This window comes from Vibrio azureus, assembly GCF_002849855.1.
Taxonomy (GTDB): domain Bacteria; phylum Pseudomonadota; class Gammaproteobacteria; order Enterobacterales; family Vibrionaceae; genus Vibrio; species Vibrio azureus.
Map to the genome: position 1 here is coordinate 583,139 of NZ_CP018616.1, position 16,201 is coordinate 599,339.

Consider the following 16,201-nt stretch of genomic DNA (forward strand, 5'->3'; position numbering starts at 1 on the left):
AAAGTGGTTATTTTTTGTCCTTGGCTTACCTAGCGGGAGAAACTGTTAACTGAACGATACACTGAGGGTTGGTTTAACACGATGCCCTTGCTTATCTCGTACTCATTATTGATAAGATTTGTCACTGTTTTTTAAACGAATAAATGATGAAATGAATGCTTGAACTCCCTAAGCCCTAGGGAGGTGGAAAAACTTATGATAGAATTCATTAGTTTTAAAACAGGTAGTAATCACAAATGTTGGATCAAGTAAAAATTGTCCTTGTCGGGACTTCCCACTCAGGCAATATTGGTTCTGCAGCTCGTGCTATGAAAGTGATGGGTTTAAGTCGACTTGTTCTGGTCGATCCACAATGTGAGATCGATGGACAAACCTACGCTTTAGCATCTGGAGCGGCAGATATCGCCGAGAATGCCAAGATTGTTAGCACGCTTGAAGAAGCCATTGAAGACTGCGGTCTTGTGGTTGGTTCAAGTGCTCGGTCTAGAACATTAAATTGGCCCATGCTTGAACCTCGTGAATGCGGAGAAAAGTTTGCGCTTGAAGGTCAAACGCATCCTGTTGCTTTGGTATTTGGCCGTGAAAGAACCGGACTGACCAATGAAGAGTTACAAAAATGCCATTACCATGTCAGCATTCCAGCTAACCCTGAGTACAGTTCGCTAAACTTAGCGATGGCAGTACAAACCTTGAGTTATGAAGTTCGTGTGGCCCATTTGGCTTTACAGCAAAGTCAGTATAAGCCACAGGTTGTAGAAGAGTATCCTCGGCATAAAGAGCTGGATATGTTCTTTGAACATCTTGAGAAGGTCATCGTCGAAACACAATTCATCAGCAAAGAGCAACCTGGTAAGGTAATGAATAAGTTAAGACGCCTATTTTCACGAGCTCGTCCAGAAGCCCAAGAAATCAATACTCTACGTGGAATATTAACGTCGATAGAAAAAAGCATTGAGAAATAATTGTCCATGGTTTTTGTAAGGATGAATACCTGACTAAATTAGTCAAATAAATACTTGACCAATTTAGTCAGGTATGGAAAAATTCCTATCATTACAAACCATGTGGATACGTTGTGGTATGAAACTTACATCCAAAGGACGATACGCGGTAACAGCAATGCTTGATGTAGCGCTGCATTCGCAACAAAACCCAGTACCTCTTGCAGACATCTCAGAGCGACAGGGTATCTCACTCTCTTACCTAGAGCAGTTATTTTCAAAATTACGCAAGGCAGGATTAGTGGCTAGCGTTCGTGGTCCTGGTGGTGGTTACCGCCTTGGCGCTGATGCTTACAGCATTGCTATTGGTATGGTGATTGCTGCCGTTGATGAATCTGTTGATGCAACCAAATGCCAAGGTAAAGGGGATTGTCAAGGTGGTACACGATGCCTAACACATGCCTTATGGCGTGACCTAAGTTCCCGTATTAGTGATTTCTTGAACAACATTACGCTCGGTGAGCTAATGCAAGACAATGAAGTATTAGAAATATCTGATCGTCAGGATATCGAACTGGCGATGACCCATGGGCTATCTAATAAAAATACAACCGCCGCGCCCATCGGTGTAAACGTCCGCTCATAAGCGGTCAGAATTTTACATTGGAGTAGAGAATGAAACTGCCGATTTATCTTGATTATTCCGCTACATGCCCAGTTGATCCTCGCGTTGCTGAAAAAATGGTTCAGTACATGACAATGGACGGGACATTTGGCAACCCAGCGTCACGCTCACACCGTTACGGCTGGCAGGCAGAAGAAGCGGTAGATACAGCTCGTGAGCAAATTGCAGATCTTCTTAATGCAGATCCACGTGAGATCGTATTTACATCTGGCGCAACTGAGTCTGATAACCTTGCAATCAAAGGTGCTGCACACTTTTATTCAAAAAAAGGTAAGCACGTTATTACTTGCAAAACTGAGCACAAAGCAGTACTTGACCCATGTCGTCAATTAGAGCGTGAAGGCTTTGAAGTCACTTACTTGGAGCCAGAATCAAATGGTCTGATTGACCTAGACAAACTGCAAGCGGCTATGCGTGAAGACACGGTACTGGTGTCAATTATGCACGTGAACAACGAAATCGGTGTGATTCAAGATATTGCAGCGATTGGTGAACTGTGTCGTGAGAGAAAAATTGTCTTCCACGTTGACGCTGCTCAATCAGCAGGTAGGCTGCCTATCGACGTTCAAACGATGAAGGTTGATCTGATCTCTATGTCAGCGCATAAAGCCTACGGCCCGAAAGGTATTGGTGCGCTGTATGTTCGCCGTAAGCCACGTATTCGCCTAGAAGCGCAAATGCACGGCGGTGGTCACGAGCGTGGTTTCCGTTCTGGTACACTTCCAACACATCAGATTGTTGGTATGGGTGAAGCATTCCGTATTGCTAAAGAAGACATGCAAAAAGATTACGCTCACGCCCTTGCGCTTCGTAACCGTCTTCTTGATGGTGTAAAAGACCTAGAAGCCGTCACAGTGAATGGCGACCTAGAACAGCGTGTACCACACAACCTGAACGTGAGTTTTGCATTCGTAGAAGGTGAATCTCTACTGATGTCACTTAAAGATCTAGCGGTTTCTTCTGGTAGTGCTTGTACATCAGCAAGCCTAGAGCCCTCTTATGTTCTGCGCGCTCTTGGTTTAGATGATGAGCTAGCGCATAGCTCGGTTCGTTTCTCATTCGGACGTTTTACAACAGAAGAAGAAATCGACTACGCAATTGAACAAATCCGTGCTGCGGTTACTAAGCTGCGCGACATGTCTCCTCTATGGGATATGTACAAAGAAGGGATTGATTTGAGCACTGTTGAGTGGGCTCACCATTAATCTCACGGACAGAACTAGAGGATTCGAGGTAAATTATCATGGCATATAGCGAAAAAGTAATTGATCACTACGAGAACCCACGCAACGTTGGTTCATTTGATAAAGAAGATCCAGCTGTTGGGAGCGGCATGGTTGGTGCTCCAGCATGTGGCGACGTAATGAAGCTTCAAATCAAAGTAACGCCTGATGGCATTATTGAAGATGCGAAATTCAAAACATACGGTTGTGGTAGTGCAATCGCGTCAAGCTCACTAGTTACTGAGTGGGTGAAAGGCAAGTCTATCGATGAAGCGGCAGCAATCAAAAACTCTGAGATTGCAGAAGAGCTTGAGCTACCTCCTGTTAAGGTTCACTGTTCAATCCTAGCAGAGGATGCGATCAAAGCTGCAGTTGCCGATTACAAGAAAAAACACCAATAATAAGTAATCCGTATATAATGGGAACCTAAAACGTTCCCATTCCAATCGTAATTTTTACAAACTAAGGTGCAGTATGGCCATCACAATGACAGAATCAGCGGCGAGTCGCGTAAAAGCATTCCTAGAAAACCGAGGCAAAGGTATTGGTTTACGTCTTGGGGTGAAAACGACAGGCTGTTCCGGCATGGCTTATGTCTTGGAGTTTGTTGATGATCTTAACGAAGAAGATGAAGTGTTCGACCTTTCTGGGGTAAAAATCATCATCGATAAGAAAAGCTTGGTTTACCTAGATGGTACTGAGCTAGATTACGTGAAAGAAGGGTTAAATGAAGGTTTTGAATTCAACAACCCAAATGCGAAAAGCGAATGTGGTTGTGGTGAAAGCTTCAACGTCTAATCGATAGTCCTCTGGGCAACCTAGGCCTCGAGGGCTTTACTGGAACCCATCTTAATGAATCACTTTGAATTATTTGGACTACCAAGTCAGTTTAAGCTGGATGGTGGTCTGCTTTCCTCTCAATTCCGAGAACTGCAAAAACGTTTCCACCCTGATAATTTTGCGACTGCTTCAGAGCGTGATCGTCTTATGGCGGTACAGCAAGCTGCTCAAATTAATGATGCTTACCAAGTACTCAAACAGCCAATCTCTCGTGCAGAATATCTGCTGGCTGAAAATGGGGTGGAAATCCGTGGCGAGCAGCAAACAATGCAAGACCCTATGTTTCTCATGGAACAAATGGAATTGCGTGAAGAATTAGAAGATATTGCTGACAGCTCTGATCCTGAATCGGCGCTTTTTGACTTCGATGCCAAAGTCAGCAAAATGTATAAACAACATTTGGCGATGGTCGAACAAGAGCTTGATCAAAGTCTTTGGGTTGAGGCCGCAGATCGTGTTCGTAAACTCAAATTTATTGCCAAGCTAAAGAACGAAATTGAACTGGTCGAAGAAAAGCTCCTCGGCTAGTTAGCGTGACAAGGATTCATCATGGCACTACTTCAAATTGCAGAACCGGGTCAAAGCTCGGCTCCTCATGAACATAAGCTCGCTGCTGGAATCGACTTAGGTACCACAAACTCTTTGGTGGCATCAGTTCGTAGTGGTGAAGCAACGACCCTTAAAGATGATCAAGGGCGTAGTATTTTACCTTCGGTTGTCAACTATGCGCAGTCAACAGTTCAGGTTGGTTATGCAGCACAAGCTATGGCTGAGCAGCAACCAGAACAAACGATCATCTCTGTAAAACGTTTAATTGGTCGTTCATTACAAGATATCCAAGCGCGTTATCCATCCTTACCATACCAATTTAAACGCAGTGATAATGGTTTACCTGTTTTAAAAACTGCACAAGGGGATAAAAACCCGATTGAAGTTTCGGCAGACATTCTCAAAGTCCTTGGTCAGCGAGCGCAAGAGACATTAGGTGGTGAACTGGCTGGTGTTGTGATTACGGTTCCTGCTTATTTTGATGATGCGCAGCGCGCTGGCACCAAAGATGCAGCAAAGTTAGCGGGACTGCATGTGCTTCGTTTACTTAATGAGCCAACAGCTGCAGCAATTGCTTATGGTTTAGATTCTGGCCAGGAAGGTGTTATTGCCGTCTATGACCTAGGTGGTGGCACGTTTGATATCTCGATTTTACGTTTATCAAAAGGTGTCTTTGAAGTATTAGCCACTGGCGGTGATTCTGCTCTTGGTGGTGATGACTTTGATCATCTTTTGGCGGAGTTCTTAATCGAGCAAGCGGGTTTGGAAGCACCACTGTCTGCTGAGCAAAACCGAGTACTGCTTAATATTGCTACTGCGACTAAAATCGCTTTCTCTGACAAAGATCTCGTTGATGTCGAGGTATTTGGATGGCATGGGCAAGTGAGCCGAGATCAATTTGAAGCGTTGATTCAGCCCTTGGTTAAGAAAACCTTAATGTCATGTCGCCGAGCCTTAAAAGATGCAGGCGTAGAACTTGAGGATGTTCAAGACGTAGTGATGGTTGGAGGCTCAACCCGAACACGACTTGTACGTGAGATGGTGGGTGATTTCTTTGGACGCTCTCCTCTTACAAGTATTAACCCAGATGAAGTTGTCGCCATTGGTGCCGGTATTCAAGCGGATATTCTCGCAGGCAATAAGCCAGACTCAGAAATGCTGCTACTTGATGTGATCCCTTTGTCGCTCGGTATTGAAACCATGGGTGGGTTAGTCGAAAAGATTATTCCTCGTAATACCACCATTCCTGTTGCACGTGCTCAAGAGTTCACCACCTTTAAAGATGGTCAAACCGCAATGAGTGTGCATGTCGTACAAGGTGAGCGTGAAATGGTTGATGACTGTCGTTCACTTGCTCGTTTCTCATTGAAAGGAATTCCTCCAATGGCGGCAGGTGCAGCGCATATACGCGTTACTTACCAAGTGGATGCGGATGGTCTTTTATCTGTGACTGCAATGGAGAAAAGTACAGGCGTTCAGTCAGAAATTCAGGTCAAACCGTCTTATGGTTTAAGTGATGATGAAGTAGCGAATATGCTCAGAGACTCAATGGCTTATGCTAAAGATGATATGCAAGCTCGTGCTTTGGCAGAACAAAGAGTAGAAGCGGATCGTGTTATCGAGGGTCTGATTGCAGCCATGCAAGCGGATGGTGATGAGTTATTATCAGAGTCAGAGAAGCAGACACTTCTTAGCGCGATTGAGGCATTGATTGAACTGCGTAATGGTGATGATGCGAATGCAATAGAGCAAGGCATAAAAGCAACGGATAAAGCGAGCCAAGATTTTGCGTCACGACGTATGGATAAATCAATACGAGCTGCCCTGTCCGGTCAGTCAGTGAATGATATATAAGAGATAATAAGTTATGCCGAAAATTATTGTATTACCCCATGAAGATTTATGCCCAGAGGGCGCGGTATTAGAAGCCAACACTGGCGACACAGTCCTAGATGTAGCATTAAAAAATGGCATTGGTATTGAGCACGCATGTGAGAAGTCTTGCGCTTGTACAACGTGTCACGTCATTATTCGTGAAGGTTTTGACTCACTTGAAGAAAGTGAAGAACTCGAAGATGACATGCTGGATAAAGCATGGGGATTAGAGCCTGAATCTCGCCTTGGTTGTCAGGCAAGAATTGCCGATGAAGACTTGGTTGTTGAGATCCCAAAATACACATTAAACCACGCATCAGAAGATCATTAATCTTCTCCTTACTTGGTTCTTAGCTCTGAGGTGTGAATGTCGACATCATGGCGGTATCGTATGATGTTTAACTACTGAGAGCTTCGAAAGTTAAGCTAGGAGTAAAAAAGGATAATATGGATGAAATGGACAGATTCTCGCGATATCGCGATTGAGCTTTGTGATAAGTTTCCAGATATTGACCCGAAAACGGTACGTTTTACCGATCTTCACCAATGGATCATGGAGTTGGATGAGTTTGACGATGAGGCAAACCATTGTAATGAAAAGATTCTAGAAGCGGTGATCTTGTGCTGGATGGACGAAATGGACTAACACAAAAGTAGGTGTTAGTGAGCTTGTTTGCATTGCACCTGTATGTCTTATTTAGTCGAAAAAACGAGCCTTTGCGCTCGTTTTTTTTTCCAGTTGACATTTTTACCCTACAAAATGCTAACATCTGTCTGTAAACAAATAAGTGGCGTAGGCAACGCCGTAATAAGACAAGGAGAAACCATGTCTACACAGATGTCTGTATTTTTAAGCCAAGAACCAGCAGCCCCACATTGGGGAGCGAATGCATTACTTTCTTTCTCTGAGAATGGAGTAACGATTCACTTATCTAACGGTGATGAACTTAACCTGATTCAATGTGCAGCGCGTCAACTTGATGGCCAAGGAATTCATTCCGTTTTACTTGCGGGCCCTAAGTGGGATCTTGAGAGCATTTGGGCTTTCCATCAAGGCTACCGTAACCCGAAAAAACACACCCATTTAGAGTGGGCTGCTTTAGCTGAACAAGATCAATCAGAACTTCAAGCACGTATTACTGCAAGCGAATTTACCCGAGATATCATTAACAAAACAGCAGAAGAAGTTGCGCCACGACAACTGGCGACCATGGCTGCTGAATTTATCAAATCCATTGCCCCAAAAGGGACGGTCTCTGCTCGAATCGTCAAAGATAAAGACTTGCTATCAGAAGGTTGGGAAGGCATTTATGCTGTTGGACGAGGCTCTGAGCGCACATCGGCCATGCTGCAATTAGATTTTAATCCAACCGGTGATGAAAATGCTCCTGTGTTTGCTTGTTTGATTGGTAAAGGGATTACGTTTGACTCTGGTGGTTACAGCCTGAAACCTTCCAATTTTATGACGGCAATGAAAGCCGATATGGGAGGAGCTGGAACGATCACTGGTGGTTTAGCTTTAGCCATTCTACGTGGCCTGAATAAACGCGTGAAACTGATCCTTTGTTGTGCAGAAAATATGGTGTCAGGGCGAGCTTTGAAGCTTGGTGATGTCATTACTTACAAGAATGGTAAGACGGTAGAAATCATGAATACGGATGCCGAAGGCCGTTTGGTTTTGGCTGATGGTTTGCTCTATGCTAGTGAACAGAAACCAGAGCTTATTATTGATTGCGCAACCCTAACAGGCGCAGCTAAAAATGCTTTAGGTAATGATTACCACGCATTGCTAAGCTTTGATCAGTCGCTTTCTCAACAAGCACTTATTGCCGCTAATCAAGAAAATGAAGGCCTTTGGGCGTTACCTCTTGCTGATTTCCATCGCAATATGCTGCCATCGAATTTTGCTGACCTTTCCAATGTGAGTTCTGGTGACTATTCACCAGGTGCAAGTACTGCCGCCGCATTTTTATCTTATTTCGTTGAAGATCATACACAAGGTTGGTTACACTTTGATTGTGCGGGCACATACCGTAAATCAGCATCAGATAAATGGGCAGCTGGTGCAACGGGTATGGGGATCCGAACTTTAGCCCGTTTCTTACAAGAACAAGCTGAAAAGTAACCCTGTGACTCGTAGGGACGCTCTGTTACAGATAACAGAGCGTGCTTAGTCAGACACTTGGGAAGGCCCATGCATGGCATGATTTCCTTGTGCTTGGCCCAGTGATATCCTGTTAATTAAGCTGCTTGAAGTCAATTGGGTACATTATTATTAAAAATGAAAAAGGAAACATTATGGCTCTAGAAAGAACATTTTCAATTATCAAACCTGATGCGGTAGAGCGTAACCTAATTGGTGAAATCTACCATCGTATTGAAAAAGCAGGTCTACGCATTGTAGCGGCTAAAATGGTCCATTTGACTGAAGAGCAGGCAAGTGGTTTTTATGCTGAACATGAGGGCAAACCTTTCTTCCCACCATTGAAAGAGTTCATGACTTCTGGACCAATTATGGTTCAAGTACTGGAAGGTGAAAATGCCATCGCACGTTACCGTGAGTTGATGGGAAAAACGAACCCAGAAGAAGCGGCATGTGGAACACTTCGTGCTGATTATGCGCTTAGCATGCGTCATAACTCTGTGCATGGTTCAGACAGCACTGAATCTGCTGCTCGTGAAATCGAGTTCTTCTTTCCTGCTTCTGAAGTTTTTTCACGTTAATTGATTGAACGACTGAGTCTCAAGCTCCGATTGAATCGGGGCTTTTTTTGTACGTGAAAAACAATATATCCCAGTGACACGCTTCCAAAGGTCATCTCGCTGAACACAGCATTCTGAGGTTACTTAGGTACAAATCGACAGTTATTTTTGTGATAAACGAAATAGAGCAGATTTTGTTTGATTTTTAACCAGTGGCATTTGAAGACCTTAGTAAACTCATGGGGTTCTGCCTCTTGTTGTTACTGCCTAAAGGCTGTACAATTCGCGCCCTTATTCTTGCTTCAGTCATTGAGAGGTAATATGAACACTGAAAAAATCAATCTACTCGACTTTGATCGCAAAGGCATGCGTCAATTTTTCGCAGAAGAGCTAGGCGAAAAGGCGTTTCGTGCCGATCAGGTTATGAAGTGGATCTATCATTTCGGTGTTGATGACTTCGAGAAGATGACCAATATCAACAAGAAGCTGCGTGAAAAACTGCAGCACAAGTGTGAAATCAAAGCACCGACAGTCGCAGAAGCTCAGCACTCTTCAGACGGCACAATCAAGTGGGCAATGAAGGTAGGTGACCAAGATGTAGAAACGGTTTATATCCCAGAAGATGACCGTGCAACCTTGTGTGTATCTTCTCAAGTCGGTTGTGCGTTGGAATGTAAGTTCTGCTCAACGGCTCAACAGGGCTTCAACCGTAACTTAAAAGTATCTGAAATCATTGGTCAGGTATGGCGTGCAGCGCGTGAAATCGGTTTACAGAAAGAAACGGGCCGTCGCCCAATCACTAACGTAGTGATGATGGGAATGGGCGAACCTCTCCTGAATATGAAAAACCTTATTCCAGCGCTAGAGATTATGCTGGATGATCTTGGTTTTGGCTTATCAAAGCGTCGAGTCACCGTATCGACATCTGGTGTTGTCTCTGGCCTTGATCAAATGACAGGTAAGATAGACGTAGCATTGGCCATTTCTCTTCACGCTCCTAACGATAAATTAAGAAGTGAGATCATGCCGATTAATGATCGTTGGGATATTCAAGATTTCTTGGCATCGGTACGTCGTTACATTGCTTCTTCTAATGCGAACAGAGGCAAAGTAACCGTGGAATATGTCCTGCTTGACCACGTTAATGATGACATGGATCATGCTCGTGAGCTGGCTGAGTTAATGAAAGATACACCATGTAAGATTAACTTGATTCCATTTAACCCGTATCCAGGTTCTCCTTATAAAAAACCGAGCAACTCTCGAATCGACCGCTTCCAGAAAACGCTGATGCAATACGACCATACAGTAACCATTCGTAAAACAAGAGGCGATGATATCGATGCGGCATGTGGTCAGTTAGTTGGTGATGTGATTGACAGAACCAAACGTACTGCCGCATTGAAGGCTTCCCGAGGGGCGCAAACTATCGATATTAAAGCGGTATAAATAACACCTTAGTAGCCAGAGTATTTACTCTGGCTATTTTTTTGTTCAGGGTCCATTTTTGTCTACTTCTATTAACTGGGGTTATCTTCACCGTAATAAGCGTTTGATGTGAAGGACAAAACACGAGATTTCAATAGGCGATAGGTGACTCAAAGAGTTTTAATCGCACTTTGTTTGTTAAATCTTGGACAAAAGCTTGAGCTATCTGTTAATTTGGGTGAAGATTTTTTGCCTTCTTCGTACATTCGCTTATCATGATGAGTGAAGTGTAAGTACGTTATTGACCCCTTAGTATTTTCTCCAATACACGTTGTGAGAAATCACAAAGTGAGCATTCCTATACTGAATACTAAGGATTTTTAAAAGATTATTTTGGTTAACATGGAGAGTCTGGCTATCTTTAAGCTAGGCTTGAAAATAAAAAAAGAAAATAAAGAACTGTGTTAGCCACCAAATGGATGTAATACCACCATTATGACAGAACAAGAAAATACTAATGAAGCTCCGTGTTCTTTGGAAGCGGGGACGTTACTGAAAAACCAGCGCGAGTCATTAGGTTTAACACAAAAAAGTGTTGCCGATAGGCTGAGGCTGAAACTTTCGGTGATTGATCAAATTGAGCGTAATTGCTTTGAAGGTCAATTAGCGAGTACTTTTACTCGTGGTTATATTCGCTCTTATGCCAAACTTGTTGGCCTTGATGAAGAGAAAGTTCTAGAAGCATTAGAGGAAACACCCAGCTCGTGTGAGCAGTCACAAGCGCAACAGATGCAGAGCTTTTCTCGTAAGACGAAACATGAAAAACACAACAGTCGAATTATGTGGCTAACGTGGATTATTGCTCTCGTTCTTATTGGTATTTCTGGTGCATGGTGGTGGCAGAGTCAACAGCAAAATACGGAGGTTTTAGTGAGCGATGAACTTGTTGTCGAGCCCATAGCGGACAACAAAGTAATCGACGATATGGATGCCAACGAGCTTATCGCCAGTGCTCCAAGTGAATTGGTACAGAACACCGCAATGACTCGCCAGGCTGAAACACTCGATGCTGCAGTGACGACCACACTTGATGCGGTGACAACGAATGGGGCTGGTGTAGATGAAGCCGCAACTGACTCAGATAAAATTGTATCTGAGGCAGACAAAGCGATAGAGCCTCAACAGCCTAAGGCAGAAAACGAGCCGGATACCATCGTTGAGCGAAGCGTTGCCCAGAGCCCAGCCCAAAACAAAGTGACTGCAGATGGCATGGTATTACTTACCATGGCCTTTGATTCTGATTGCTGGGTTCAAATTAAAGATGCCAGTGGCAAAACATTGGTCAGTGGCACGCGTAAATCGGGCCAAAATATTGAGCTTTCCGGAAAAGCACCATTTAAAGTGATATTAGGTGCCCCAGAAGGCGTAACAATGACATTTGCAAGTGAACCTGTCGACCTTTCTAGGTATACTTCAGGTAAAGTCGCTAGATTCAGTTTACCGTTATAAATATTATGCAACACGAATCCCCAATTATTCGTCGTAAATCGACGCGCATCTACGTGGGTGATGTACCCATTGGTGATGGTGCACCTATTGCTGTGCAATCAATGACAAATACTCGCACGACTGATGTTGAGGCAACAGTCGCGCAAATTCGAGCATTAGAAAATGTAGGCGCAGACATCGTTCGTGTTTCCGTGCCTACAATGGACGCTGCGGAAGCTTTTAAGCTAATTAAACAACAAGTGTCTGTCCCATTGGTAGCAGACATTCATTTTGATTATCGTATAGCTCTCAAAGTCGCTGAGTACGGCGTTGACTGTTTACGTATTAATCCAGGTAACATTGGCAATGAAGCACGTATTCGTTCAGTTGTCGATTGTGCGCGTGATAAAAACATCCCTATCCGTATTGGTGTCAATGGCGGTTCTTTAGAAAAAGATTTGCAGATGAAATACGGTGAACCAACGCCAGAGGCTCTGGTTGAATCAGCGATGCGTCATGTGGATCATCTAGATCGTCTTAATTTTGACCAATTCAAGGTCAGTGTGAAAGCGTCTGATGTGTTTCTAGCGGTGGATTCATATCGCTTATTAGCCAAACAAATTGATCAGCCTTTACACCTTGGTATTACAGAAGCGGGCGGTGCTCGTGCGGGTTCTGTTAAATCAGCGGTTGGCTTAGGTATGCTGTTGGCTGAAGGCATTGGTGATACATTACGAATTTCTCTAGCGGCTGATCCGGTTGAAGAAATCAAAGTAGGCTTTGATATTTTAAAATCCCTGAGAATACGTTCTCGTGGGATTAACTTCATTGCTTGCCCAAGCTGTTCTCGTCAAGAATTTGATGTTATTGGTACCGTTAACGCGCTAGAGCAGCGTTTGGAGGATATCATTACACCAATGGATGTCTCCATCATCGGCTGTGTTGTTAATGGTCCTGGTGAAGCCGAAGTATCTCATTTAGGATTGGCTGGCAGCAACAAGAAAAGTGCTTTCTATGAAGACGGTAAACGTCAAAAAGAGCGCTTTGATAATGATGATCTTGTCAATCAGCTAGAAGCAAAAATTCGAGCAAAAGCTTCCATTATGGACAGCGATAATCATATTGATGTAAAAATAGAAGATTAATCTCAACGAGAATTTACGGTAAGTATTGTGGTAAAAACAATTCAAGCAATTCAAGCAATTCGAGGCATGAACGACTGCCTCCCAACTCAATCGCCGCTGTGGCAGAAACTTGAAAACGCAGTAAAAAGTACTGTGAGCGCATACGGCTACAACGAAGTGCGCATGCCAATTGTTGAAGAAACAAACCTCTTCAGCCGTGCGGTTGGTGAAGAGACAGATGTCGTTTCAAAAGAAATGTACACCTTTGATGATCGTAACGGAGACAGCCTAACACTTCGCCCTGAAGGTACGGCGGGCTGTGTACGTGCATGTATTCAAAACAGCCTAATTAACCGTGACGAACAACGTCTATGGTACATGGGACCTATGTTCCGTCATGAGCGACCACAAAAAGGTCGTTATCGTCAGTTCCATCAATGTGGTGTTGAGGTCTTCGGTCTTAATGGTCCGGATGTTGATGCCGAACTGATCATGATGACAGCTCGTTTATGGCGTGAATTAGGTATTGATAAACACGTTCGCCTAGAGCTGAACTCGATTGGTTCATTGGAAGCTCGCGCTCACTACCGCACTGCCCTAATTGCATTTTTAGAGCAGCACATCGACATCTTAGATGAAGATTGTAAGCGTCGTATGCATACAAACCCGCTGCGTGTTCTAGATACTAAGAACCCTGACGTCCAAGCGATCTTAGGCGATGCCCCACGTTTGTCAGATTACTTAGATGACGAATCTAAACAGCATTTTGCCGGACTTTGTGAACTTCTTGACGCTGCTGGTATCGAATACACCATAAACGAACGTTTGGTTCGTGGTTTAGATTACTACAACCGCACTGTGTTCGAATGGATGACGGAAAGCCTAGGTGCCCAAGGTACCGTTTGTGGTGGTGGTCGCTATGATGGTCTAGTTGAGCAACTTGGTGGTAAACCAACCCCAGCTGTTGGCTTTGCTATGGGGCTTGAGCGTCTGGTCTTGATGCTTGAAGCTTTAGAATTAACCGATGTTCGTCGCAATGTTGACGTATACGTAGTGACCGCTGGTGAAGGTACAATGGTTGCTGGAATGAAGCTTGCGGAACGGATTCGTGAGTCAATACCTGACGTACGAGTGATGAATCACTTTGGCGGTGGTAATTTCAAAAAGCAGTTTAAACGAGCGGATAAAGTCGGTGCTGTGATTGCCTTAGTATTAGGTGAAAATGAAATAACAGATAGCACGGTTGTATTGAAAGACCTTGTGGGTGGTACACAAGAAACTTATCGTCAGGAAGAAGTGGCAAATAAAATTGCTGAACTGCTGTAAGTTTTTCATCAACGAGACATATAACATCAACGAAAAATAACGGCTTAATTTGTTGTACAAGGTCTTACACAGGAAGGCCTTTAAACAAAGAGCAATAGTGATAGCGGTGCTGTCATTGATACGCTTTAAGAGGACATAAAGTGGAAGTTTACCAAACTGAAGAAGAACAAGTTGAAAAGATCAAAGAGTGGTTCAAAGAATATGGAACGACTGTCACCATTGCTGCTGTTGTTGCCTTTGGTGGTCTTTTTGGTTGGCGTTATTACCAAGATTCAGTGACTCAAGCAAGTGAAGCGGCTTCTCAAAGCTACGCTGCTGCAATGTCGACACTGCAAGAGAAAGGGGTTGAAGCCCAAGCTGATATTGAGACTTTCATTGCTTCAAATGAAGTAAAAGAATACTCGGTGCTTGCGGCACTTCAATTGGCGAAGGCACAAGTCGAAGCAAACGAGCTAAACTCTGCTCTTGAACAATTAAAATGGGCTCAAAGCAGCACTCAAGAAGCGTCAATTCTTGCACTCGTTAATTACCGTATTGCACGTATCGAAACAGAGCTCGGTAACTTTGCAGCGGCTAATGCAGCATTGGATAACGTTTTGGATACGGCTTGGTCTGGTCGCATTGCTGAATTACGTGGTGATATTGCACTTCGTCAAGGTGATAAAGATGCAGCTTACACAGCATATACTGAAGCACAGCAAGCAAAAGATGCTAACCCAGCATTGAAAATGAAACTGGACGACTTGGCGAAATAAGGACCGTATTGGATGAAAAAAGCCTTTAAAAGAGCCTTGTTGGGAGCGGTAAGTGTCGCGATATTGGCGGGTTGTGCAAGCGAAGAAGACACCATCATTATGGCACCACTGCCTCAGGTTGAGAGTCAATTTGTCCCTAGTACGCAATGGTCTACTTCTGCCGATGGGGTAGGACACTATTTTTCTAAGTTATCTCCAACTGTCGTTGATGATACCTTGTTTATCGCAAGTCGTGACGGTTTGGTGAAAGCGTTGGATTCAGAAACCGGCAAACCTAAATGGCAAGCCGATTTAGACGAAAATGATATTGCTCGACTGTCAGGTGGTGTGACTGCTGCCTATGGAAACCTATATATTGGTTCTGAAAATGGCGATGTGATTGCCTTGGACCAAGAATCTGGAGAAGTTATCTGGCGGGTTAAAGTCAGTGGTGAAGTGCTCGCAAAACCGATTTCTGACTCAGGGCTGATCATTGTTAATACCAGCCAAGGTATTCTTGTCGCTCTAGATGAGAGTTCAGGTAAGGAACGCTGGGCGCTCAGTACGGAAGTGCCGAACTTAACTTTACGTGGTGATAGCACTCCTGTTGCGATTGGTGGTGGCGTGTTCTGGGGGACCGCTAATGGTCGTTTGGCTGCTGCGATCGTAGAGCGTGGTCAGTTGATTTGGCAACAGCCGGTTGGAACACCAAAGGGCGCAACTGAAATCGATCGATTGGTTGATGTTGACTCATCGCCTTTGATTTTGGGCGGCACCCTCTTCACGGTTGGCTATAATGGACAGTTAATTGCAATTGATCTGCGTTCGGCTAATCCAATTTGGAAACGAAATTATTCATCTGCAAATGACTTGGCTACAGATGGTCAACGCATTTTTGTCATCACAGAGAAAGATCATATTGCAGCCGTTGATGCACGAAGTGGTACAGAGCTTTGGCAAAACGCTAAGCTGGAAAACCGCCAGCTGACGGCTCCTGTAGTGATTGACCGTTTCCTTGTCGTCGGTGACAGTTTAGGTTATTTACATTGGATAGATCGCGCGACAGGTGAGTTTGTGGCTCAACAATTTGTCAATGACAGTGGTTTTGCTGTTGGACCAGTTGCCTTGTCTGACGGCTATGTGATTACTACTCGTAATGGTGATGTAAAGAAACTGAGCATCAACGAATAATATCGTGATATAATTCACATTCGGCTCCTGGCTGGTGACAGTTTAGGGGCCGTTTTGTTGTTGGAAATTATATTTATTAACCGTTATTCCTGAC

17 protein-coding genes are annotated in these 16,201 nt (G+C 44.0%); all 17 read left to right on the plus strand.

Going from position 1 to position 16,201, the window contains the following annotated elements; genetic code table 11:
- Nucleotides 1-236: 236 nt before the first annotated feature.
- The 17 genes from trmJ to bamB all read left to right on the plus strand — a co-directional run bounded on the left by trmJ (nucleotide 237) and on the right by bamB (nucleotide 16,107).
- Entirely contained in the window at nucleotides 237-962 is a 726-nt protein-coding gene (gene trmJ / locus BS333_RS02785) for a tRNA (cytosine(32)/uridine(32)-2'-O)-methyltransferase TrmJ (protein ID WP_021710201.1), read from the plus strand.
- Between the two features lie 118 nt (nucleotides 963-1,080).
- Nucleotides 1,081-1,587: a Fe-S cluster assembly transcriptional regulator IscR gene (gene iscR, locus BS333_RS02790; RefSeq protein WP_033003929.1), complete on the plus strand. Its 507-nt coding sequence runs from the start codon at nucleotides 1,081-1,083 to the stop codon at nucleotides 1,585-1,587.
- 29 nt (nucleotides 1,588-1,616) lie between these two features.
- Nucleotides 1,617-2,831: an IscS subfamily cysteine desulfurase gene (locus BS333_RS02795; protein WP_021710199.1), complete on the plus strand. Its 1,215-nt coding sequence runs from the start codon at nucleotides 1,617-1,619 to the stop codon at nucleotides 2,829-2,831.
- A 38-nt stretch (nucleotides 2,832-2,869) separates the two neighbouring features.
- Entirely contained in the window at nucleotides 2,870-3,250 is a 381-nt protein-coding gene (gene iscU, locus BS333_RS02800; RefSeq protein ID WP_021710198.1) for a Fe-S cluster assembly scaffold IscU, read from the plus strand.
- 73 nt (nucleotides 3,251-3,323) lie between these two features.
- Nucleotides 3,324-3,647: an iron-sulfur cluster assembly protein IscA gene (iscA, locus tag BS333_RS02805; protein WP_021710197.1), complete on the plus strand. Its 324-nt coding sequence runs from the start codon at nucleotides 3,324-3,326 to the stop codon at nucleotides 3,645-3,647.
- Nucleotides 3,648-3,701: 54 nt separating this feature from the next.
- Nucleotides 3,702-4,217, plus strand: coding sequence for a co-chaperone HscB (gene hscB / locus BS333_RS02810; RefSeq protein WP_021710196.1), 516 nt, complete (start codon nucleotides 3,702-3,704; stop codon nucleotides 4,215-4,217).
- A 21-nt stretch (nucleotides 4,218-4,238) separates the two neighbouring features.
- On the plus strand, nucleotides 4,239-6,092 hold the full coding sequence (gene hscA / locus BS333_RS02815) for a Fe-S protein assembly chaperone HscA (RefSeq protein ID WP_021710195.1): 1,854 nt from the start codon (nucleotides 4,239-4,241) through the stop codon (nucleotides 6,090-6,092).
- A gap of 13 nt (nucleotides 6,093-6,105) precedes the next feature.
- The gene (gene fdx / locus BS333_RS02820; RefSeq protein WP_021710194.1) at nucleotides 6,106-6,444 is read left to right on the plus strand and encodes an ISC system 2Fe-2S type ferredoxin; all 339 of its coding nucleotides are present in this window, start codon (nucleotides 6,106-6,108) and stop codon (nucleotides 6,442-6,444) included.
- A gap of 120 nt (nucleotides 6,445-6,564) precedes the next feature.
- Nucleotides 6,565-6,759, plus strand: coding sequence for a Fe-S cluster assembly protein IscX (gene iscX, locus BS333_RS02825; RefSeq protein ID WP_021710193.1), 195 nt, complete (start codon nucleotides 6,565-6,567; stop codon nucleotides 6,757-6,759).
- Nucleotides 6,760-6,939: 180 nt separating this feature from the next.
- Entirely contained in the window at nucleotides 6,940-8,238 is a 1,299-nt protein-coding gene (pepB, locus tag BS333_RS02830) for an aminopeptidase PepB (protein ID WP_021710192.1), read from the plus strand.
- Between the two features lie 173 nt (nucleotides 8,239-8,411).
- Nucleotides 8,412-8,837, plus strand: coding sequence for a nucleoside-diphosphate kinase (gene ndk, locus BS333_RS02835; RefSeq protein ID WP_021710191.1), 426 nt, complete (start codon nucleotides 8,412-8,414; stop codon nucleotides 8,835-8,837).
- Between the two features lie 300 nt (nucleotides 8,838-9,137).
- Nucleotides 9,138-10,265, plus strand: coding sequence for a dual-specificity RNA methyltransferase RlmN (rlmN, locus tag BS333_RS02840; RefSeq protein WP_021710190.1), 1,128 nt, complete (start codon nucleotides 9,138-9,140; stop codon nucleotides 10,263-10,265).
- A 474-nt stretch (nucleotides 10,266-10,739) separates the two neighbouring features.
- Entirely contained in the window at nucleotides 10,740-11,753 is a 1,014-nt protein-coding gene (gene rodZ / locus BS333_RS02845; protein WP_021710189.1) for a cytoskeleton protein RodZ, read from the plus strand.
- 5 nt (nucleotides 11,754-11,758) lie between these two features.
- Nucleotides 11,759-12,877, plus strand: coding sequence for a flavodoxin-dependent (E)-4-hydroxy-3-methylbut-2-enyl-diphosphate synthase (ispG, locus tag BS333_RS02850; RefSeq protein WP_021710188.1), 1,119 nt, complete (start codon nucleotides 11,759-11,761; stop codon nucleotides 12,875-12,877).
- Between the two features lie 39 nt (nucleotides 12,878-12,916).
- Entirely contained in the window at nucleotides 12,917-14,182 is a 1,266-nt protein-coding gene (gene hisS, locus BS333_RS02855; RefSeq protein WP_255209439.1) for a histidine--tRNA ligase, read from the plus strand.
- Between the two features lie 140 nt (nucleotides 14,183-14,322).
- Nucleotides 14,323-14,937: a YfgM family protein gene (locus BS333_RS02860; RefSeq protein WP_021710186.1), complete on the plus strand. Its 615-nt coding sequence runs from the start codon at nucleotides 14,323-14,325 to the stop codon at nucleotides 14,935-14,937.
- 12 nt (nucleotides 14,938-14,949) lie between these two features.
- Nucleotides 14,950-16,107: an outer membrane protein assembly factor BamB gene (bamB, locus tag BS333_RS02865; RefSeq protein WP_021710185.1), complete on the plus strand. Its 1,158-nt coding sequence runs from the start codon at nucleotides 14,950-14,952 to the stop codon at nucleotides 16,105-16,107.
- The last annotated feature ends 94 nt before the right edge of the window (nucleotides 16,108-16,201 follow it).

Coding starts and splice junctions, on each gene's coding strand:
- trmJ (WP_021710201.1), top strand. CDS start 237: ATGTTGGATCAAGTAAAAATTGTCCTTGTCGGGACTTCCCACTCAGGC.
- iscR (WP_033003929.1), top strand. CDS start 1,081: ATGAAACTTACATCCAAAGGACGATACGCGGTAACAGCAATGCTTGAT.
- BS333_RS02795 (WP_021710199.1), top strand. CDS start 1,617: ATGAAACTGCCGATTTATCTTGATTATTCCGCTACATGCCCAGTTGAT.
- iscU (WP_021710198.1), top strand. CDS start 2,870: ATGGCATATAGCGAAAAAGTAATTGATCACTACGAGAACCCACGCAAC.
- iscA (WP_021710197.1), top strand. CDS start 3,324: ATGGCCATCACAATGACAGAATCAGCGGCGAGTCGCGTAAAAGCATTC.
- hscB (WP_021710196.1), top strand. CDS start 3,702: ATGAATCACTTTGAATTATTTGGACTACCAAGTCAGTTTAAGCTGGAT.
- hscA (WP_021710195.1), top strand. CDS start 4,239: ATGGCACTACTTCAAATTGCAGAACCGGGTCAAAGCTCGGCTCCTCAT.
- fdx (WP_021710194.1), top strand. CDS start 6,106: ATGCCGAAAATTATTGTATTACCCCATGAAGATTTATGCCCAGAGGGC.
- iscX (WP_021710193.1), top strand. CDS start 6,565: ATGAAATGGACAGATTCTCGCGATATCGCGATTGAGCTTTGTGATAAG.
- pepB (WP_021710192.1), top strand. CDS start 6,940: ATGTCTACACAGATGTCTGTATTTTTAAGCCAAGAACCAGCAGCCCCA.
- ndk (WP_021710191.1), top strand. CDS start 8,412: ATGGCTCTAGAAAGAACATTTTCAATTATCAAACCTGATGCGGTAGAG.
- rlmN (WP_021710190.1), top strand. CDS start 9,138: ATGAACACTGAAAAAATCAATCTACTCGACTTTGATCGCAAAGGCATG.
- rodZ (WP_021710189.1), top strand. CDS start 10,740: ATGACAGAACAAGAAAATACTAATGAAGCTCCGTGTTCTTTGGAAGCG.
- ispG (WP_021710188.1), top strand. CDS start 11,759: ATGCAACACGAATCCCCAATTATTCGTCGTAAATCGACGCGCATCTAC.
- bamB (WP_021710185.1), top strand. CDS start 14,950: ATGAAAAAAGCCTTTAAAAGAGCCTTGTTGGGAGCGGTAAGTGTCGCG.